Origin of the sequence: Mycolicibacterium sediminis, assembly GCF_010731735.1 — a bacterium.
Classification (GTDB): Bacteria; Actinomycetota; Actinomycetes; order Mycobacteriales; family Mycobacteriaceae; genus Mycobacterium; species Mycobacterium sediminis.
Window position 1 is genome coordinate 160,652 of sequence record NZ_AP022588.1, and the last position, 18,661, is coordinate 179,312.

The following is an 18,661-nucleotide window of genomic DNA, read 5'->3' on the forward strand; positions in this document are numbered from 1 at the left end:
GCTCGCGAGGAAAGGTGACCCTAGACGAGGGCGGCGAGGTCGCGAATCTGCTCGGGCGACCGCGCGCCGACGACCATCATCGTGACGCCCGACGCCTCCCACGCCGTGATCTGCTCGCGCACGTAGTCGAGGTTGCCCACGATCGCGGAGTCGTCGACCAGCTCGTCGGGGATGACCTTGGCGGCCTCGTCCTTGCGGTCGGCGCGGAACAGCTTGGTGACGTCGTCGACGACCTCGGAGTAGCCCATGCGCCTGTAGACGTCGGCGTGGAAGTTGGTGTCCTCGGCGCCCATTCCGCCCATGTAGAGCGCGAGGTGGGGCTTCATCAGTTCCATGACCTCCGGCCGGTCGTCGGTGACGACCACCTGCGCGGTCGCACAGATCTCGAACGTCTCGCGCGTACGGCGGGCACCCGGCCGGGCGAAGCCCTCGTCCAGCCACTCGTTGTACATGGCGCCGATGCGCGGCGAGTAGAAGATGGGCAGCCAGCCGTCGCAGATCTCGGCGGCCAGCGCGACGTTCTTGGGCCCCTCGGCGCCGAGCATCACCGGGATGTCCGCGCGCAGCGGGTGGGTGATGGGCTTGAGGTTCTTGCCGAGGCCGGTGGTGCCCTCGCCGGTCAGCGGGAGCGGATAGTGCGGGCCGTCGCTGCGCACGGGCGCCTCACGCGCCCACACCTGACGGAGGATGTCGACGTACTCACGGGTGCGGGCCAGCGGCTTGGGGAACGTAGCGCCGTACCAGCCCTCGACGACCTGTGGGCCGGAGACGCCGAGGCCGACGATGTGCCGCCCCCCGGACAGGTGGTCCAACGTCAGCGCCGCCATCCCCAGGGCAGTGGGGGTGCGGGCCGAGAGCTGCAGCACCGACGTGCCCAGCCGCATCCGGGTGGTCTCCCGACCCCACCACGCCAGCGGGGTGTAGGCGTCCGAGCCCCACGCCTCGGCGGTGAAGACGGTGTCGAATCCCGCCTCCTCGGCCGTGGCGACGAGTTCCGCGTGGTTCGTCGGCGCCTGCGCGCCCCAGTAGCCGAGTTGGAGACCCAACTTCATTTCCGCCAACTTCCTCGGACCCGCGGGCCCGTCCTTGCGACGATTGTTAGAACCTGTTCTACTCGATGCCGTGAGCGCCAGCCAAAGCAGCCCGGCCAGTATCGATGAGCACGAGCCGCCTCTTTCGGCTCCGCTGAAACTGTCATTCGACTACACCCGTTCAGTAGGTCCGGTCCTCGGTCGGTTCTTCACGGAACTGCGCGGACGACACGTCGTCGGCGTGCGCGGTTCGGACGGTCGGGTGCTGGTGCCGCCTGCCGAGTTCGACCCCGTCACCTACGAGCGGCTGACGGAGATCGTACCGGTGGCCAGCGTCGGAACCGTGCTGTCGTGGACGTGGCAGCCGAGCCCTCTGGAGGGGCAGCCCCTTCAGCGTCCGTTCGCGTGGGCGCTGGTGAAACTCGACGGCGCCGACACTCCCCTGCTGCACGCCGTCGACGCCGGCAGGTCGGACGCGATCGAAACCGGTGCGCGGGTGCACGTGCACTGGGCCGACGAGCCCGTCGGCTCGATCACCGACATCGCGTACTTCGAACTGGGTGACTCCGAGGAGCCCGTCGAGGACGTCGCCGACGACCGCGATCCGGTGACACTGCTCGTCGTGCCGACGTCCATCGAGATCCAGCACACCGCCTCGCTGCCGGAGAGCACGTTCCTGCGCGCGCTCGAGGAGGGCAAGCTGGTCGGCGCCCGCACCGGCGAGGGCGGCAAGGTCTACTTCCCGGCGCGCGAGGCGGATCCGGCGACCGGGCAGCAGCTGACCGAGTTCGTCGAGCTGCCCGACAAGGGCACCGTCACGACGTTCGCCATCATCAACATCCCGTTCGCGGGCCAGCGCATCCAACCCCCCTACGTCGCGGCGTACATCCTGCTCGACGGCGCGGACATCCCGTTCCTGCACCTGGTCACCGAGATCGACGCCACCGACGTCCGGATGGGCATGCGCGTCGAGGCGGTGTGGAAGCCCCGGGAGGAGTGGGGTCTCGGCATCGACAACATCGACTACTTCCGGCCGACGGGTGAGCCCGACGCGGACTACGAGACCTACAAGCATCACCAGTGAGTTCCACGGCCGACGCGCGCATGCTCGATGAGGAGACACCCCTATGACCTTTCGTGACGTTGCCGTGGTCGGCTTCGCACACGCCCCGCACGTGCGCCGCACGGAGGGCACCACCAACGGCGTCGAGATGCTGATGCCGTGCTTCGCCGAGCTGTACGCCGACCTCGGGATCGAGCAGACCGACATCGGCTTCTGGTGCTCGGGCTCGTCGGATTACCTTGCCGGACGCGCGTTCTCGTTCCTGTCCGCGATCGACTCGATCGGCGCGGTGCCGCCGATCAACGAGTCGCACGTGGAGATGGACGCCGCGTGGGCGCTCTACGAGGCCTACATCAAGATCCTCACCGGCGCCGTCGACACCGCGCTGGTGTACGGCTTCGGCAAGTCGTCGGCGGGCGTACTGCGCCGCGTACTCGCGATGCAGACCGACCCCTACACCGTCGCGCCGCTGGTGCCCGACGCCGTGTCGACGGCCGGCCTGCAGGCCCGGTTCGGTCTGGACTCCGGCAAGTGGACCGCCGAGCAGATGGCCCAGGTCGCGCTGGACTCGATGAACGCCGGCGGTCGCACCGACTCGGAGCAGCCCGCCGCCAGCATCGACGAGCTGCTGTCCCGGCCGTTCTTCGCAGATCCGTTGCGCCGTCACGACATCGCACCGATCACCGACGGCGCATCGGCCATCGTACTCGCGTCGGGCGACCGCGCGAGGGAGATGCGCGAACGACCGGCGTGGATCACCGGCATCGAACATCGCGTCGAGACACCGGTGTTGGGCGCCCGCGACCTGACGACCTCGCCGTCGACGGCCGCGTCAGCGGCCGCCGCGACCGGTGGTGACACCGGCTCCATCGACGTGGCCGAGCTGTACGCGCCGTTCACCCACCAGCAGTTGATCCTGACCGAGGCGATCGGACTGGGCGACTCGACGAGGATCAACCCGTCCGGCGGCGCGCTGGCCGCCAACCCGATGTTCTCGACCGGACTGGAGCGGATCGGCTTCGCCGCACGGCACGTCTTCGACGGCTCGGCGTCTCGCGTACTGGCCCACGCCACCAGCGGGGCTGCGCTGCAGCAGAACCTGGTCGCAGTCTTGGAGGGGAAGTAACTCATGGCAGGACAGAACGCCGCAGTGCTGGGCACCGGGCAGACCAAGTACGTCGCCAAGCGCAAGGACGTCTCGATGAACGGCCTCGTCCGCGAGGCCATCGACAAGGCGCTGGAGGACTCCGGCTCGACGTTCGACGACATCGACGCCGTGGTGGTCGGCAAGGCGCCCGACTTCTTCGAGGGCGTCATGATGCCCGAGCTGTTCATGGCCGACGCCGTGGGCGCGACGGGCAAGCCGCTCATCCGCGTGCACACCGCCGGCTCGGTCGGCGGATCCACCGCGATCGTCGCCGCGAGCCTGGTGCAGTCCGGCAAGTACCGGCGCGTGCTCACGATGGCGTGGGAGAAGCAGTCGGAGTCGAACGCCATGTGGGCGCTGAGCATTCCGGTGCCGTTCACCAAGCCCGTCGGCGCGGGCGCGGGCGGCTACTTCGCGCCCCACGTGCGCTCCTACATCCGCCGGTCGGGTGCGCCGACGCACATCGGCGCGATGGTCGCCGTCAAGGATCGGCTCAACGGGGCGAAGAACCCGCTGGCGCACCTGCACCAGCCCGACATCACGCTGGAGAAGGTGATGGCGTCGCAGATGCTGTGGGACCCGATCCGGTTCGACGAGACCTGCCCGTCCTCGGACGGTGCGTGCGCGATGGTGATCGGCAACGAGGAGATCGCGGACGCCCGTGTCGCCGACGGGAATCCGGTGGCCTGGATCCACGCGACCGCCCTGCGGACCGAGCCGCTCGCGTACTCCGGCCGGGACCAGGTGAACCCGCAGGCCGGCCGCGACGCGTCCGCTGCGCTGTGGCGCGACGCCGGCATCACCTCACCGATCGACGAGATCGACGTCGCGGAGGTGTACGTGCCGTTCTCCTGGTTCGAGCCGATGTGGTTGGAGAACCTGGGATTCGCGGCCGAGGGCGAGGGCTGGAAGCTCACCGAGGCGGGCGAGACCGCGATCGGCGGCCGGATCCCGTTCAACCCGTCCGGCGGGGTCCTGTCGAGCAATCCGATCGGCGCGTCGGGCATGATCCGGTTCGCCGAGTCGGCCATCCAGGTGATGGGCAAGGCCGGCGAGCACCAGGTCGAGGGCGCCCGCAAGGCACTCGGCCACGCGTACGGCGGCGGTTCGCAGTACTACTCGATGTGGGTGGTGGCGGCCGACAAGCCCGCCTAGACCTGCTGGATCCCGCCCAGCTGCTGGATCTCGCCGAGGCCCGCGCGGTACCGCTCCGCCAGGGCCTGGTAGGTGGCGGGCGTCATGTTCACCCATCGCTCCGCGCCCGTCCCCGAGATGGGGCCGCGGACCTTGGCAGGTGAGCCGGTGACGAACACCTCGTCGGGGATCTTCGTGCCGCCGATCACCAGCGAGTGCGCGGCGATGAGACTCCGTCGGCCGATCACGGCGCCGTCGAGCACGGTCGCGTGGTTGGCGATCACGGCCTCCGGGCCGAGGTGGACACCGTGCACGACGCAGCTGTGCGCCACCGTGGCGCCGGGCCCGATGTCGGTGGGGATCCCCGGCGGGGCGTGCAGCACGCTGCAGTCCTGCACGTTCGCGCCCTGCCGGATGATGATCGGTGCGAAGTCGGCGCGCAGGACCGCGTTGAACCAGACCGACGCACCCGCCTCGACGTGCACGTCCCCGATGAGCGTGGCGGTCGGTGCGACGAAGGCACTGGTGTCGATCACGGGCGATCGGCCTTCGAACGAGTACAGCGGCATGGAGTGGTTATACCTCAGTGCAATGGCCAGAGCGTTCGGTGAACTGCGCACATTGCGCTACCGGGGGCAAAAACTGTAACGTGTTCTAGTTAGAACCACAGAAACGGGAGGCCCACCGTGAGTAGTGAACCCACCGGCGCCGTCGGAGTCAGAGAGATCGACACAGGCGCGCTGCCGGACCGGTACGCGCGCGGCTGGCACTGCCTGGGGCCCGTGCAGGACTACCTGGACGGCAAGCCCCACGGCATCGAGATCTTCGGCACGATGCTGGTGGTCTTCGCCGACTCCCAGGGTGAGCTGAAGGTGCTGGACGGCTACTGCCGGCACATGGGCGGCAACCTCTCCCAGGGCACCATCAAGGGCGACGAGGTCGCCTGCCCGTTCCACGATTGGCGGTGGGGTGGTGACGGCAAGTGCAAGCTGGTCCCCTACGCCAAGCGGACGCCTCGCCTGGCGCGCACGCGCGCGTGGGACACCGACGTGCGCGGCGGCCTCCTGTTCGTCTGGCACGACGTCGAGGGCAACCCGCCGCAGCCCGAGGTCCGCATCCCCGAGATCCCCGAGTTCGAGAACGACGACTGGACCGACTGGCGCTGGAACACGATGCTGATCGAGGGCTCCAACTGCCGCGAGATCATCGACAACGTCACCGACATGGCGCACTTCTTCTACATCCACTACGGGTTGCCGACGTTCTTCAAGAACGTCTTCGAGGGACACATCGCCAGCCAGTACCTGCACAACGTGGGCCGTCCCGACATCAACGACATGGGCACCACCTACGGCGAGGCGCACCTCGACTCCGAGGCGTCGTACTTCGGCCCGTCGTTCATGATCAACTGGCTGCACAACAACTACGGCGGCTTCAAGGCCGAGTCGATCCTGATCAACTGCCACTACCCGGTCAGCCAGAACTCGTTCGTGCTGCAGTGGGGGGTCATGGTCGAGAAGCCCAAGGGTCTCGACGAGAAGACCACCGACAAGTTGGCGCGTGTCTTCACCGAGGGCGTCAGCAAGGGCTTCCTGCAGGACGTCGAGATCTGGAAGCACAAGACCCGCATCGACAACCCGCTGTTGGTCGAGGAGGACGGCGCGGTCTACCAGATGCGCCGTTGGTACCAGCAGTTCTACGTCGACGCCGCCGACGTGACGCCCGACATGGTCGATCGCTTCGAGGTCGAGGTCGACACGACTGCCGCCAACGAGAAGTGGCACGTCGAGGTGGAGGAGAACCTGCGTGTGCGGGCCGAGCAGCAGGAGAAGGAGAAGGAAGGTCAACCTTCCTGACGCCGATGACCATTCGTGACGAGCGGACCGAACCGCCAGACGTCGACCGCCTGGCCCGCGCGATGCTGCAGGTGCACGGTGCACACGACGACGATCACGAGTCGGGCACCGGCGATGGTCCGAACTCCTGGTCCAAGGCACCGGACTTCGCGTCGGATCCCGCGCGCGCGGCGGCCGTGCGCGAGGCGAGTCTGCGCGACCGCGAGCGCTACCTCAGCGCCGGTCTCGCGCCGGTCGACTGCAGGTTCTGCCACGTCACCGTCGACGTGAAGAAGCTCGGACCGACTCACACTGCGGTGCAGTGGAATTCCGCCGCGTCCCAGCGTTGTGCCGTCTTCACCGAGTTGCGCGCGTCCGGCGGCGACAGCAGTCGCAGCCGGTCGTGCCCCAAGCTCGCCGACAGCATCCGCCATGCCGTCTCCGAGGGCTGCCTCGAGGAGATGTCTAGCGCCCCGTCTCCTGGCGATGGCTAGCCCGCAGTAGCGCACCCGACACCACCGCACCCGGGACGATCAGCGCTGCCGCCCACGACCGGCGCCACCAGGTCGCCGAATCGCACTGCGCCACGTAATCGGTGCGCACGGTGGGGTCCAGCGACAGCGAGTCGTCCGGGAATCCGATCCCGCCCGTGGCCTCCGCCTGTGAGTGGTCACTGGAAATCCCCGTGCCGCAGACGATTCGGGCACCCCAGCGGTCGTGGTCGTCCAAGCTGACCGGCCACAGCAGCGCGAAGACGCCGAGGCCGATCGCCGCCGCTGCCAGCAGTCCGATCACGAAGCGGTCGCGGATGAGTCTCGTCACGGCCATCCCAGCGGCTCAGCTCAGCGCGCCGAGGATGGATTCGGATTCGACGAGGCCCTCGTCGCTGGGATCGATCCCGTCGGCGAACACCCGTCGGGACTGCTTCGCCCTCAGGTCGCGATGGGCGTCCGCGGGGCGGTCGAAGCCGTACCGCTGGCGCGCCTGCGCGGGGCTGAGCACCTCCGGGTTCTCCGGTGGGATCTTCAGCTTGATGGGCGCCACCACCGGCAGGGTCATCGGCGACAGCACGCCGAGCACCCGCAGTTCTGCCCGCGGGCTGAGGCTGATCGCGCGAAAGCCGGCCCACAGCACGGGACGGACGAGGACGTCGGTCAGCCTCGACTGCTCGATGCCGCTGAGGTTCCGCATCCAGTGCGGCATGGTCGCAATCGTCCCCGCTCGCAGGACCCTACTGACCAGCCGGGCCACCGGCCGCGCAGCCCGCGGCATCGGCGGCAGCATGACGTCGGCATCCAGCAGGTGGGTCATCGCCTGCACCGCGATGTCGCTGGCCACCAGTTGCGGTCGCATCCACTCGAAGTAGCGCCGCACGCCATCACGCGTGCGGGGCACGTCGTGCGGCGAGCAGGTCTGCAGTTCCGCGGCGACCGCGCATTCCTGCCAGTACCGGGCCTCGTCCTCCGGTGATAGCGGTCCGGGGCCGTACTTCTCGTACGCGTAGAGGATCGAGTGCCAGGCGGTCAGGTGGATCCACAGCTGGGACGCCGGGTCGTTGGCGTCGTAGCGGCCGCCCCCGTAGGGTTCCGTGCCGATCGCCTTCGAGTGGATCTTCACCAGCACGTCTGCCGCCGTTGCGGTCTCGCGGGAGCCGCCGAACGCCACCATCGAGAAGTACCGCAGCGTGCGGTCGTAGCGCGTGCGCGGACGGCGGTAGATGTCGTGCGTCTTGTCCACCGCCGCAACGAGGTTGGGATCGAGTTCCTCGACGACGACCGAGCGCTGGAAGCCGACGGTCATCGACGTCGGGTATCCCCACACCCGCCAGGTCACCGAACCCGGCCCGAAGAAGCCGTAATCCTCGTGTGCCGTCGTCATCGTTCTCTCCGATCGTCGTGAGGGATGGGTCATCGCGCGGCGGCGAAGGCACTGGACACCATGCGTCCGTACAGTTCGCCGAGTTCGTCGGGGGTCTGCGTGGTCGATTCGTCGAGCAGGGATCGCACCGCGGCCTCGCACGACGACAGAAAGAACTCGATCAGGACGGGCAACGTGGCGTCGACGTCCTCGATCTGCCACCACTTCGTGACGACGGGGCGGATCCAGCCCGACGCCAGCACCGCCATCTCGGACCGCACCCTGGTGAAGCGGTCGGATACCGCCCGGTCGGGCTGGGCCGCGAAGACCACCCGCCAGGACTGTGGGCGCTCGGCGACGACGTTCAGGAGAGCGCGGAAGCCCGTGACGAAGGCGTCGTCGGGGCCGTCCCCGCGTGCGGACCGCAAGGCGGTGACCAGGGCGTCGCGCAGTCGTCCGGTCTCCCGTTCGAGCAGCGCCGTGATGATCTCGACGCGGTCGGCGAAGCACGCATAGACGACCGGGCGCGTGACCTCGAGTCGCTTGGCGATGGCGCCGATCGTCACCTCGCCGACGCCCTCCTCCAGCGAGATGGCCAGCGCGGCGTCGAGGACCTGTGGCCGGCGCCGCTCGGGCCCCAGGTGGGCGGCGCGACCGTGCTGGTCGGTCATGGCGGCATTCGACACCGCACGAACCTAACATGGGTTCCTACGCTTGTGAAGGATTTTCCTTCATTGATGTAGCAAGCTGGCGATCAGAGCCCGGCGAACCGTTCCTTGACCTGTTCTGCGGTCAGGCCGTAGTCCTCCAGCGAGTACGTGTGCTTGGGAGCGCGCGGGCCCTTCTTGCTCTCCTCGTCGGTCGCCACCATCGCGTCGCGGGCGGCGTCGGTGAAGTCGATGCCGAAGGCCCGGTAGACCCCCTCCACCGCACCGATCGGGTCCTTGATCAACTCGAAGTAGTCGAGGTCGTAGAACTGGGCCGGGTCGTGCTTCGCGCGTTCGGCGTCGAACAACCGCAGACCTCGCGACCACGTCTCCAGCGAATCCTCGCCGATCACCGGGCCGGAGAAGCTGTTCGACCACCCCGCGGTGGTGTGCTGGGCCAGCGAGCACATCGACGCCATGATGGTCTCGGCCGGCCGGTGGCACTGGATCACGAGGGCATCCGGGTACGTCGCGAACAGTGCGTCGAGCGCGAACAGGTGACTGGGATTCTTCAGCACCCAGCGCTTGCCGGGGTCGTTGAGCCCGATCAACTGGAGATTCTTGCGGTGTCGCGCATAGGGTTTGGTCCAGTCCTGCCGCGACAGCCACCGAGAGTACGTCGGCAGGTGTGCCAAGGTCTCGTAGGACACCGAGTGCAGCGATTGGCGGAGCAGCTGCCAGCACTCCTCCACCTCGTCGGCCGTCATGTAGTGCAACCCCGTGTAGTCGGGATCCTCCTCGTGCGCCTTCGTGAACTGGGCGTCGAGCCGCTGGAACACGGGATTCTGCGACCAGGTCTCGCGGGGTGGCCGAGGTTGGGGGAACTCCGCCAGCCACAGTTCGAGTCCCTGGTGTCGCGGGTCGGCGGCGAGCAGGCGGTGGATCGCCGTCGTGCCGGTGCGCGGCAGACCCGTGACGAAGATGGGGCGCTCGACGGCGACGTCGGCGTGCTGGGGGTACTGCGCGAACGCCGCCTCCGACACCAGCCGCGCCACCAGGGCGTTGCGGACGAAGAAGCGTTGCATCTTGCTGCCGAACTCGGTCAGGTCCGCATCGCGCGCGAAGGACTCCAGCAGCACCCCGAGCGCCTCGCGGTAGTTGTCGTCGTCGACGCCGAAGTCCTCCAGCCCGCACGCCTTGACGGCCGAGGCGTGCAGATCGTCGACCGTTCCGACGTTCGTACGCACGCTCATGCCTTGTACTCCCCGCAGTTGACGTCGAGCGCCTGGCCGGTGATGCCACTGGACAGGTCGCTGGCCATAAAAAGGATGGCCGACGCCACCTCGTCCTCGGTGGGCAGCCGCTTGAGGTCGCTGTTGACCGCGGCCGCCTTGTAGATTTCGTCCACCGTGGTGCCGTACTTGCCTGCCTGATGCTCGAAGTAGCTCTGCAGGGTACCGCCCCAAATGTAGCCCGGTAGAACCGAATTGACCCGGATTCCCGCCTCGCCGAGTTCGCTGGCGAGTGACTGCGACATGGCCAGCAGCGCCGACTTGGCCATCTTGTACGCGCCCTGCTTGGGGTCGGAGTGCCGGACCACCATCGAGTTGACGTTGACCACCGAGCCGTTCGCCTCCGTGAGCGCAGGGGTGAAACCCTGGATGAGCCGCAGGGCGCCGAGCACGGTCAACTCGATCGTGTCGCGGATGTGGTCGAAGCTGGTCTTGGCGAAGGGCTTCATCGACGGCACGCGGAACGCGTTGTTGATCAGGACGTCGACCTTGCCGAACTCGCCGATCGAGGTGGACACGAGGTTGGCGACCTGCGCCTCGTCGGTGATGTCGGTGCCGACCGCGAGGGCGCGTCGGCCCAGTGCGGTGACCTGACCGGCGACCTCCTCGAGCCGCTCGACGGTGCGGGCGGCCAAGACGAGGTCGGCGCCCTCCTCGGCACACCTCCGCGCGAGCGTCGTGCCCAGAGCGGGTCCGACACCGCTGATGACGACGACCTTGTCGTGCAGTAGTCCGGCCATGGTCAGCCCACCATCCTCTCGCCGATGAGCCGCTGGCGCAGCGCGATGCGGTCACGCCAGTCGGACTCGGTGATCCTGTTGGTCTCGTAGTGCGGCAGCACCGCCGGCACCTGGTCGAGGTCGACGATCTCGAGCGTCGGGCCGTCGGCCTCGGTCATCTCGCGCGAGACCCGCTGCCAACGGAACTGGAGATAGCCCTTGGTGTGCCCGAGCGTCTCGCACCAGTTGGTGACGCCCGGGTTCTCGTCGGACACCACGATGCGGATCTTGCCGTCCGGATCAGCCTGAGCCTGAGTGCCGTTGAGCGAGGTCTGGTGGTTGATGTAGTCCAGCGAGATGTACCACAGGCTGCCGAGCTGGAAGCCGAGGTAGGGCGCGTCGCCGACGGGCAGCGTGATGACGATCGCCTGCCCCGGCGCCAGGTCGTAGTGTCCGACGGAGGAGTACTGCGTCGCCAGCCCGCCGGGCGTCAGGCGCGGTGCGGTCAGGGTGTTGACCGGCAGGTCGTCGTAGAACCACTTCGGGAACTGCAGCCAGGTCTTCACCCGCTGCACCAGCTGCTTGCCCGCCACCGCGTAGCGCTTCTCGACGAGTTCGGTGCACAGCGGCGGCGGCGCTGTGCCGACGGTGTCGGACCGGGAGATGGCGAACGTGCCACGCCGAGCGGACCAGTCGTTGTAGACCTCCCGAATGACCAACTGCGACGGCGTCTTCGGCGTGAACCTCCACTCGAACGTGCCATCGTCGGCGATGTCGAGCTTGCGGTCGTCGAACGCCGTCTCGCTGTCGGGGACGTTGTCGTCGGTGTACTCGCCACCGAGCAGCTGGAAGCTCACGTCGGTGGTGGTGCCGCGCCGGCCCGTGACGACGTACTCGTGTCCCGGTTGCACCCGCGTCCCGAAGTACATCGTGTCGGGGTTGTCGAGACCCATCTTGGTGAACGGCCCGGTGCCACTGTGCAGGAACGGGTGATCGCGGTCGTAGTCGAACGCGACGGAGGTGCATGCGGCGATGCAACCGGCCAGGTATTGCAGCCCCTCGAGGAGGTCGGCCTCGGTCTCGATGAACGGGGCGGCGGCGACGAGGCTCTCCGCCTCTGCGATGGCTTCTGCCAATGGCTGTGAGTACATGTGGCGTGCTGACCCCTGACCCGGTCGGTATGTGCAGCGTTCCAATATTGAACCGCGCTGGTAGAGTTTCCGACCTGACACTAGAACGTGTTCCAATTCGCGTCAACGTTCGGACGCGGTCCGGGGAGAGGAGGCAGGGGTGACCGACCGTGCCTCACCACCGACGCGGCGGGTGGTGGAGATCCTCGACTTCCTGGCCCGACACCCGCACGATCGGTTCGGCGTCTCCGAGCTCGCCCGGCGGACGGGTCAGAGCAAGCCGACCTGCCTCGGCATCGTCGGCACTCTCGCCGAATCCGGTTACCTCGTCCGCGATTCGCAGGACAAGACCTACCGGCTGGGGCCGTCGCTGATCTCGCTGGGGCACATCGCCCAGGAGTCGCTACGGGTGAGCCCGGCGGCGCGCGAGGAGCTGCGCCGGCTCTCCTCCCAGTACGACACCACGGCGTCGCTGGCCGCGATCGTCGACGAGCGGATCACGTTGCTCGAGTTGGTGGGTCCACCCGGTTCCGACGTCGGCGTGCGCGCCGGGCAGAGCTACCCGTTCGCGCCACCGGTCGGACTGATGTTCGTGCTGTGGGACGACGACGCGCTGCGCGACTGGCTGGCCCGGGAGCCCACCATCCCGCTGCGCACCGACTCCGACCGGTTGGACCGCGTCGTGGCCGAGTGTCGGGCGACGGGCTACCTGGTGGAACGCCAGACCGCGGGCGGTCGACGCCTCTACGCCCTGATGGCGGGCATGTCGAACACGCTGCCCCAGGAACTGCGTGCGCTGCTCGGCGAGTTGATCTCCGACGTCGGCGAGCGCGTGTACCTGCCCGGCGAGGCCGGCTCGAGCCGGCAGAAGCACGACATCAGCGTGATCTCCGCGCCGGTGTACGACCACTACCGGCGGCAGGCGATGGTGGTGTCACTGCGAATCGGCAGAGCACTGACCGATGCCGAGATCGCCCGGCACGCCAAGGGATTGATGGTCACGGCGCACACCCTCACCGTTCAGCTGGGCGGGCACTGACCGGGCTGCGGGCACGCCACGCGGCCCACGCTCCCGTGGACCAGAGCGCCCAGAGGATCAGCAGCGGCTGGAACGCCAGCCGGATCGCCCGCGAGCGATCGGAGTCCAGCCCGAAGGCGTCGGAGTGCGTCAGATACTGCGAGACGTTGCCCGGGAACACCACCAGGAACAGGGCCGCGGTGAGCCAGCCCAGCGGGACCCGCCAGCGGGGCAGGACGACCAGCGCGAGCCCCAGGACGATCTCCACGACCCCCGATGCGGCGATCACGAACCCGGCGTCGAGCGGCAGCCACGGCGGGATCTGCGCGTAGAACGCGGTGCGGGCGAAGGTGAGGTGGCTGACACCGGCGAACACCAGTGCCGCGCCGAGCAGGAGCCGCGCGACGGTGCGGACGACTCCCATCAGCTGACCGCCGCGATGGCGAACGGCAGAACCTCGGGTGCGCCCGCCTGACGCACGGTGCGTGCCGCCATCGTCAGCGTCCACCCCGTGTCGGTCAGGTCGTCGACCAGCAGCACCGGGCCGTCCAGTGGCGGCAGCTCCGGCGGTTCCCACGAACCGGACAGTCCCGCAACGCGATACGCCGAGTTGGCCGCCGTCACCGGTCGGCGTTCGACCGAGTACCGCAGCGTGCCGAGGTCGGTGAGCCGGCCCAGGTCGGCGAGCTTGGCGACCAGCGAGGCGATCAGGACGGGGTGGCGCGCGGAGTCCAGACCCATCACCGACGTCGGCCGGGTCTCCCAGTTCCACGCCGCGAGGACGGCGACGGCCGCGCGGACCAGGTCGTCGGGCGCCTCGGCATCGGGACCGTCGAGGACGGCGCGCAGCCGGGCGCCCCAGCCCAGGTCGGTCAGGCGGCCGATGGCCCGCCCCGGCCCAGGGCCGTCGGAGATCTTGCCGCTGAGGTTTACTCCCAGTTTCGCCAGGCCCGACGGCCACTGCCGGCGCGGCGAGATCTCCACCCCGGGCCGCATCAGCCGTTCGCGGGCCGCCTCGGCCGCCGATTCGTCGACGGTCGATTCGTAGTGGGCGCCGGTGCAGTTGTCGCACCGGCCGCACCGCTCGCCGTCGATGAGCTCGGGATCGTTGAGCTGGCGGCGCAGGAATACCATGCGGCACTCGTCGGTGTCGAGGTAGTCGAGCATCGCCTGCTGTTCGCGCTGCCGGGCCTCCTCGAGTCGGCGGTACCGCTCCTCGTCGTAGCTCCACGGCTGTCCCGTGCTGATCCACCCGCCCTTGACGCGGCGCACCGCACCGTCGACGTCGAGCACTTTGAGCACCATCTCCAGGCGGGTGCGGTTCAGGTCGACGAGCGGCTCCAACGCCGGCGTGGACTGCGGACGCTCGGGTTCGAGGGCGTCGATCACGTTGCGCACCATGGGTTCCGAGGGGAACGCCACGGACGCGAAGTACCGCCACACCTCGCGGTCCTCGGCGCCGGGCAGCAGCACCACCTCGGCACTGTCGGTCGAGCGGCCCGCGCGACCGACCTGCTGGTAGTAGGCGATGGGCGAGGCCGGTGCGCCGAGGTGGACGACGAAGCCGAGGTCCGGCTTGTCGAACCCCATGCCCAGCGCCGACGTGGCGACCAGCGCCTTGACCCGGTTGGCCAGCAGGTCGTTCTCGAGCTGCTCGCGCTCCGAGGTCTCGGTCGCGCCGGTGTAGGCGTGGACCGCGTGCCCACGTTCGGCGAGCATGGCCGCCACGTCGTTGGCCTGCGCCACGGTGAGCGTGTAGACGATGCCCGACCCGGGCAGGTCGGTGATGTGCTCGGCCAGCCAGGCCGCACGCTGCGCCGGGTTGCCCACCTTGACGACGGCCAGTCGCAGCGACTCGCGGTCCAGGCCGCCGCGCAGCACCAGGGTGTCGCCGCCGCCGACGCCGAGTTGGCTGCTGACGTCGGCCACCACGCGGTCGTTGGCGGTCGCGGTGGTCGCGAGAACCGGTATGTCCGAGCCCAGTTCGGCGACCAGCGTGCGGATCCGCCGGTAGTCGGGGCGGAAGTCGTGCCCCCAGTCGGAGACGCAGTGGGCCTCGTCGATCACGACCAGACCCGCGTCCCGGGCCAGCGCGGGCAGCACCTCGTCACGGAAGTCGGGGTTGTTCAGCCGCTCCGGGCTGACGAGCAGCACGTCGAGATCGCCGGACGCCACGTCGCGGTGCACGTCGTTCCAGTCGGTGACGTTGCTCGAGTTGATCGTCGCCGCACGCACGCCGGCGCGTGCGGCGGACTGGACCTGGTTGCGCATGAGCGCCAGCAGCGGCGACACGATGACCGTCGGCCCGCGTCCCTCGGCGCGCAGCAGCTTGGCGGCGATGAAGTACACCGCCGACTTGCCCCACCCGGTCCGTTGCACCACCAGGGCGCGACGCCGCTGGACCACCAGCGCCTCGATCGCCGTCCACTGGTCGTCGCGCAGGGTGGCGTCCGGGCCGGCCAGCTGCTCGAGAAGCGCCTGGGCCTGTTCGCGGGTGGCGGTCATGGGCGAGCGGAGCGACGGGGGATGGTCATGGGCGAGCGGAGCGACGGGGGATGGTCATGGGCGAGCGGAGCGACGGGGGATGGTCATGGGCGAGCGGAGCGACGGGGGATGGTCATGGGCGAGCGGAGCGGCGGGGGGTACTCATAGGCCCATCGTGCCGGGTCGCTCCGACGGACGCCCGGGAGGCCGTCGCGAACGTCGAGTTCTCGTCGCAATAACGCATCTTCGTCGACGAGAACTCGACGTTGGCGCCAGCTCAGTACGCGTAGGTGTTGGCCGGCTTGTCGATCCGCGTCACCGTCGCGGCGGTCAGGGTGGGGATGAAGTCGTTGGACGCGTCCGCCGAACCCGGGACGACGTCGCCCTCGACCTGGATCCAGGTCTCCTCGCCGTAGCCGGCCGCCGCTTGTGCGCCGGGTCCCGACAGCCGGATCCGGGCGAGCTGGGCGTCGGCGGCGCAGCAGACGATCACCACCCGGGCGAGGTAGACGCCGTCCGGGTAGCGCAGCGTGAACCCCGACGCGGTGATCGTGCGCCCGTCGAGGCTGCGCGCCGGATCGGCGGCGGCGCGCATCACGATCTCGGGCACCGGGACCGTGGGCGCGGGCCCCGGGGGAAGTGGCGCGAAGCTGCGCGGCGGCGGTGCGGACGTGGCGGGCGGTGCCGCGGCGCCGCGGGCGTCCAGCGGCGGCGGCACCACGAAGGCGACCATCGCGATCGGCACGAGGAGGAACCACGCGAGACCGGTCCGGTGGCGGTGACCGTCGTAGTCGTGGACGGCGTGGTCGTGGACGTCGTCGTCCGGTTCGCGTCCCGCCCCGCGGACGTCCCTGACCACCGCGGCGAGCCCCAGCACGATGAGCACCACCGCGGCGATCACCAGCCACGGCAGCAGGGACGGCTTGACGTAGTTGACGTAGGTGCCCTTCGCGACCATCACCGCGATGCTCGCGCCGACCAGGAGCAGGACGAGGTTCTGCGTGAAGCGGCTCATCAGCGGTCCCCGAGGAGCAGCAGTCCGACCACCGTCGCCACCACCGTCGCCACCACGAAGGTCACGGGTCCGAACCGGACGGCGAACCGTCGACCGAACGTCCCCGCCTGCATGGCGAACAGCTTGACGTCCACGGCCGGGCCGACCACGAGGAAGACCAGTCGCGGCACCAGCGGCAGCATCGTCAGACTCGCGGCGACGAAGGCGTCGGCCTCCGAACACAGAGCAAGGACCACCGCGAGCGCCGCCATGGTGAGCACGCCGAGCAGCAGGTGGCCCGCGAGGTGGTCGAAGACCCAGTCCGGCACGACCACCCGCAGTGCTGCCGCGGCCGCCGCGCCGAGGACGAGGTAGGACGCCGCCTGCAGGAAGTCGTGCCGGGCGGCCTCGCTGAACACCGTCCATCGCGACCCGCCCGATCCGTGGTCGACGCGAGGCAGCGAGCGCGTGACCCACTCGTCGCGCCCGAAGCGCAGCCACGCCCACCCCATGAGGACCGCGGTCACCAGTGATGCCACGCACCGCGCGAGCACCATCAGCGGCTCACCGGGGAAGGCCACCGCGGTCGCCACCAGGACGACGGGATTGATCGCGGGCGCGGACAGCATGAAGGTCAGCGCCGCCGCACCCGTCCGGCCCGGGCCGTACAGCCGTCGGGCCACGGGGACCGACCCGCATTCACACCCCGGCAGTGCCGCCCCACCCACTCCAGCGACGAGGACGGCGGCCGCGGGGCGCCGGGGCAGCCACGCGGCCAACCGCTCCGTGGTGACGAAGGCGGCGATGATCCCGCTCACCACGACGCCGAGGACCAGGAACGGCACCGCCTGGACGAACACGCCGCTGAACACCGTGGCGGCAACCCCGAGATCGGCATGCCCGTCCAGGGCCGCACGCACCCAGCCCGCGGAGACGGCCAGCGCGACGAGCGCGAGCAGCAGGACTTCGAGCGAGCCGACGCGGCGTCGTCGCGAGGTCGGGGCGGCGGTCACCGCACCATCCTGCACGCGTCAGCTGAACGCCCTTCACATCTGCGCGGTCAGACCTCGGCGAGGACCGCCAGCGCGTCGGTGGGGGCGACCTGCAGACCGCAGCGGTCCTTGTACTCGTTCAGTGGCGCCTGGATCGCGCGCAGGTCGTTGGCCTCGTCCGGATGATCGGCGAAGTAGCCGTCGAACTGGCCGACGGCGATGAACGCGGGCTGCCGGGTCGCGTCGATCAGCGCCTGGTTGACGTCGGGGTGAGCCGCGAAGTACGTGGAGAGTTCGGCGGTCACGGTACTTATGGTCGAGGCGAGCGTCGCGGCGTTGCAGTCGTCGGCGACCACGGGCTCGGCGGGCGCGCTGGTTGCCGGTGCGGGCGACGGCGTCGGCGTGGGCTCGGCGGCAGCGACGGGGAGCGCCGCGACGGCGCCGGCGCCCACGGTGGCGAGCGCGACGATCAGGCTGCGACGGACGTTCGACATGGTTCTCCTGGAGACTCGGCGTACCTCGGGGGTCACCGGGGGTATCTGCCGAGCCGGGCGGAGCGTTACGCCAGGACGATCAGCCAGATCGCGACGAAGTGACACGTGGCCCCCACTGCGGTGAACGCATGGAAGAACTCGTGATGTCCGAAGGTGGTCGGCCAGGGGTTCGGCCACCTGGCGCCGTAGAGGATGGCGCCGATGTTGTAGAGCACGGCACCGGCGATCAGCAGTATCACGGCGAGTGGACCCGCTCCGTCGAGCAGTTCCTCCACGAACAGGATCGCGACGTAGCCGAGCAGCAGGTAGAGGGGTACACCTACCCACCGGGGCGCGGACGGCCACAGCATCTTGAGCGCAACGCCGGCCGCGGCGCCCGACCACACGATCATCAGGACCCTGGTGCCCACCTGCGGCGGCATGGCGAGCATGGCCAGCGGCGTGTAACACGCGCCGATGAAGATGAAGATCAGCGAGTGGTCGAGGCGCTTCATCCACTTCTCGGCCACGGGGGAATCCCATTGCACACGGTGGTACGTGGCACTGACGCCGAACAAACCCACGATCCCGACGGCATAGACCGCGGCCGCGAAGAAGGCGTCGGGGCGCTGCGCATCCCAAGCGCTCCACAGCAGGGCGATGCCCGCCATGGTCGCCACACCGGCCGCGACGAGGTGGATCATGCCGCGGGCACGCGGCACGCCCATGAACTCGGCCACGGCCTCTGCAGCGGTGGGCACGTGAACGTGCGCCACCGGGTCCAGGGATTCTGGCACCGTCGTCTCAGGCGGTCGCACGGACAGAGCGGCCTCCTATGCGTGAGC

At 69.2% G+C, this 18,661-nt stretch carries 20 protein-coding genes; 6 read left to right on the forward strand and 14 right to left on the reverse strand.

The features are described from left to right. Positions 1-20: 20 nt before the first annotated feature. Positions 21-1,052: an LLM class F420-dependent oxidoreductase gene (locus G6N64_RS00870; RefSeq protein ID WP_163795191.1), complete on the reverse strand. Its 1,032-nt coding sequence runs from the start codon at positions 1,050-1,052 to the stop codon at positions 21-23. 70 nt (positions 1,053-1,122) lie between these two features. On the opposite strand from G6N64_RS00870, the gene G6N64_RS00875 reads away from it, so the two are divergent. From G6N64_RS00875 to G6N64_RS00885, 3 genes are read left to right on the forward strand one after another with little or no spacing between them, the layout of a single operon-like run. After that, on the forward strand, positions 1,123-2,115 hold the full coding sequence (locus G6N64_RS00875) for a Zn-ribbon domain-containing OB-fold protein (RefSeq protein ID WP_163795192.1): 993 nt from the start codon (positions 1,123-1,125) through the stop codon (positions 2,113-2,115). A gap of 43 nt (positions 2,116-2,158) precedes the next feature. After that, complete coding sequence (locus G6N64_RS00880; protein WP_163795193.1) at positions 2,159-3,220, forward strand: thiolase family protein; 1,062 nt, start codon at positions 2,159-2,161, stop codon at positions 3,218-3,220. 3 nt (positions 3,221-3,223) lie between these two features. Then, the gene (locus G6N64_RS00885) at positions 3,224-4,396 is read left to right on the forward strand and encodes a thiolase family protein (protein WP_163795194.1); all 1,173 of its coding nucleotides are present in this window, start codon (positions 3,224-3,226) and stop codon (positions 4,394-4,396) included. Here the strand turns inward: G6N64_RS00885 and G6N64_RS00890 are convergent. After that, positions 4,393-4,944 (reverse strand): gamma carbonic anhydrase family protein, encoded by a 552-nt coding sequence (locus G6N64_RS00890; protein ID WP_163795195.1) that lies wholly within the window; start codon positions 4,942-4,944, stop codon positions 4,393-4,395. The genes G6N64_RS00885 and G6N64_RS00890 overlap by 4 nt on opposite strands. A 117-nt stretch (positions 4,945-5,061) precedes the next feature. Between G6N64_RS00890 and G6N64_RS00895 the strand changes: the two genes are divergently transcribed. Together G6N64_RS00895 and G6N64_RS00900 are read left to right on the forward strand one after the other, a co-directional pair. Beyond that, positions 5,062-6,231 carry a 3-ketosteroid-9-alpha-monooxygenase, oxygenase component gene (locus G6N64_RS00895; RefSeq protein WP_163795196.1) on the forward strand — a complete coding sequence of 390 codons (1,170 nt, stop codon included), beginning with the start codon at positions 5,062-5,064 and terminating at the stop codon, positions 6,229-6,231. Positions 6,232-6,236: 5 nt separating this feature from the next. Further along, on the forward strand, positions 6,237-6,704 hold the full coding sequence (locus G6N64_RS00900; RefSeq protein WP_163795197.1) for a hypothetical protein: 468 nt from the start codon (positions 6,237-6,239) through the stop codon (positions 6,702-6,704). Here G6N64_RS00900 and G6N64_RS00905 read toward each other — a convergent pair. From G6N64_RS00905 to G6N64_RS00930, 6 genes are all read right to left on the reverse strand, one after another. Further along, entirely contained in the window at positions 6,676-7,032 is a 357-nt protein-coding gene (locus G6N64_RS00905) for a hypothetical protein (RefSeq protein WP_163795198.1), read from the reverse strand. The genes G6N64_RS00900 and G6N64_RS00905 overlap by 29 nt on opposite strands. Positions 7,033-7,047: 15 nt before the next feature. After that, complete coding sequence (locus G6N64_RS00910; RefSeq protein ID WP_246230880.1) at positions 7,048-8,088, reverse strand: oxygenase MpaB family protein; 1,041 nt, start codon at positions 8,086-8,088, stop codon at positions 7,048-7,050. Between the two features lie 29 nt (positions 8,089-8,117). Beyond that, positions 8,118-8,738: a TetR/AcrR family transcriptional regulator gene (locus G6N64_RS00915; protein WP_163795200.1), complete on the reverse strand. Its 621-nt coding sequence runs from the start codon at positions 8,736-8,738 to the stop codon at positions 8,118-8,120. Between the two features lie 83 nt (positions 8,739-8,821). Further along, the gene (locus G6N64_RS00920) at positions 8,822-9,967 is read right to left on the reverse strand and encodes a sulfotransferase family protein (protein WP_163795201.1); all 1,146 of its coding nucleotides are present in this window, start codon (positions 9,965-9,967) and stop codon (positions 8,822-8,824) included. Next, entirely contained in the window at positions 9,964-10,746 is a 783-nt protein-coding gene (locus G6N64_RS00925) for an SDR family oxidoreductase (protein ID WP_163795202.1), read from the reverse strand. The genes G6N64_RS00920 and G6N64_RS00925 overlap by 4 nt, the downstream gene beginning before the upstream one ends. A gap of 2 nt (positions 10,747-10,748) precedes the next feature. Beyond that, entirely contained in the window at positions 10,749-11,876 is a 1,128-nt protein-coding gene (locus tag G6N64_RS00930; protein ID WP_163795203.1) for a hypothetical protein, read from the reverse strand. Positions 11,877-12,015: 139 nt separating this feature from the next. Between G6N64_RS00930 and G6N64_RS00935 the strand changes: the two genes are divergently transcribed. Beyond that, complete coding sequence (locus G6N64_RS00935) at positions 12,016-12,894, forward strand: IclR family transcriptional regulator (protein ID WP_163795204.1); 879 nt, start codon at positions 12,016-12,018, stop codon at positions 12,892-12,894. Here the strand turns inward: G6N64_RS00935 and G6N64_RS00940 are convergent. From G6N64_RS00940 to trhA, 6 genes are all read right to left on the reverse strand, one after another. Next, the gene (locus G6N64_RS00940; protein ID WP_163795205.1) at positions 12,869-13,297 is read right to left on the reverse strand and encodes a DoxX family protein; all 429 of its coding nucleotides are present in this window, start codon (positions 13,295-13,297) and stop codon (positions 12,869-12,871) included. The two genes, G6N64_RS00935 and G6N64_RS00940, sit on opposite strands and share 26 nt — an antisense overlap. Then, positions 13,297-15,378 (reverse strand): RecQ family ATP-dependent DNA helicase, encoded by a 2,082-nt coding sequence (locus G6N64_RS00945; RefSeq protein ID WP_163795206.1) that lies wholly within the window; start codon positions 15,376-15,378, stop codon positions 13,297-13,299. Before G6N64_RS00945 ends, G6N64_RS00940 begins: the two co-directional genes overlap by 1 nt. Before the next feature lie 256 nt (positions 15,379-15,634). Then, positions 15,635-16,372 (reverse strand): TIGR03943 family putative permease subunit, encoded by a 738-nt coding sequence (locus G6N64_RS00950; protein WP_163795207.1) that lies wholly within the window; start codon positions 16,370-16,372, stop codon positions 15,635-15,637. Beyond that, positions 16,372-17,364 (reverse strand): permease, encoded by a 993-nt coding sequence (locus tag G6N64_RS00955; RefSeq protein ID WP_163795208.1) that lies wholly within the window; start codon positions 17,362-17,364, stop codon positions 16,372-16,374. Before G6N64_RS00955 ends, G6N64_RS00950 begins: the two co-directional genes overlap by 1 nt. A gap of 47 nt (positions 17,365-17,411) precedes the next feature. Next, the gene (locus tag G6N64_RS00960; protein WP_163795209.1) at positions 17,412-17,837 is read right to left on the reverse strand and encodes a hemophore-related protein; all 426 of its coding nucleotides are present in this window, start codon (positions 17,835-17,837) and stop codon (positions 17,412-17,414) included. Between the two features lie 65 nt (positions 17,838-17,902). After that, a complete protein-coding gene (gene trhA, locus G6N64_RS00965) occupies positions 17,903-18,634 on the reverse strand; it encodes a PAQR family membrane homeostasis protein TrhA (protein WP_409370791.1) in 732 nt (243 codons plus the stop codon). Between the last annotated feature and the right edge of the window lie 27 nt (positions 18,635-18,661).

Coding starts and splice junctions, on each gene's coding strand:
- G6N64_RS00910 (WP_246230880.1), bottom strand. CDS start 8,088: ATGACGACGGCACACGAGGATTACGGCTTCTTCGGGCCGGGTTCGGTG.
- G6N64_RS00940 (WP_163795205.1), bottom strand. CDS start 13,297: ATGGGAGTCGTCCGCACCGTCGCGCGGCTCCTGCTCGGCGCGGCACTG.
- G6N64_RS00890 (WP_163795195.1), bottom strand. CDS start 4,944: ATGCCGCTGTACTCGTTCGAAGGCCGATCGCCCGTGATCGACACCAGT.
- G6N64_RS00930 (WP_163795203.1), bottom strand. CDS start 11,876: ATGTACTCACAGCCATTGGCAGAAGCCATCGCAGAGGCGGAGAGCCTC.
- G6N64_RS00885 (WP_163795194.1), top strand. CDS start 3,224: ATGGCAGGACAGAACGCCGCAGTGCTGGGCACCGGGCAGACCAAGTAC.
- G6N64_RS00925 (WP_163795202.1), bottom strand. CDS start 10,746: ATGGCCGGACTACTGCACGACAAGGTCGTCGTCATCAGCGGTGTCGGA.
- G6N64_RS00870 (WP_163795191.1), bottom strand. CDS start 1,052: ATGAAGTTGGGTCTCCAACTCGGCTACTGGGGCGCGCAGGCGCCGACG.
- G6N64_RS00920 (WP_163795201.1), bottom strand. CDS start 9,967: ATGAGCGTGCGTACGAACGTCGGAACGGTCGACGATCTGCACGCCTCG.
- G6N64_RS00945 (WP_163795206.1), bottom strand. CDS start 15,378: ATGACCGCCACCCGCGAACAGGCCCAGGCGCTTCTCGAGCAGCTGGCC.
- G6N64_RS00900 (WP_163795197.1), top strand. CDS start 6,237: ATGACCATTCGTGACGAGCGGACCGAACCGCCAGACGTCGACCGCCTG.
- G6N64_RS00915 (WP_163795200.1), bottom strand. CDS start 8,738: ATGACCGACCAGCACGGTCGCGCCGCCCACCTGGGGCCCGAGCGGCGC.
- G6N64_RS00960 (WP_163795209.1), bottom strand. CDS start 17,837: ATGTCGAACGTCCGTCGCAGCCTGATCGTCGCGCTCGCCACCGTGGGC.
- G6N64_RS00880 (WP_163795193.1), top strand. CDS start 2,159: ATGACCTTTCGTGACGTTGCCGTGGTCGGCTTCGCACACGCCCCGCAC.
- G6N64_RS00950 (WP_163795207.1), bottom strand. CDS start 16,372: ATGAGCCGCTTCACGCAGAACCTCGTCCTGCTCCTGGTCGGCGCGAGC.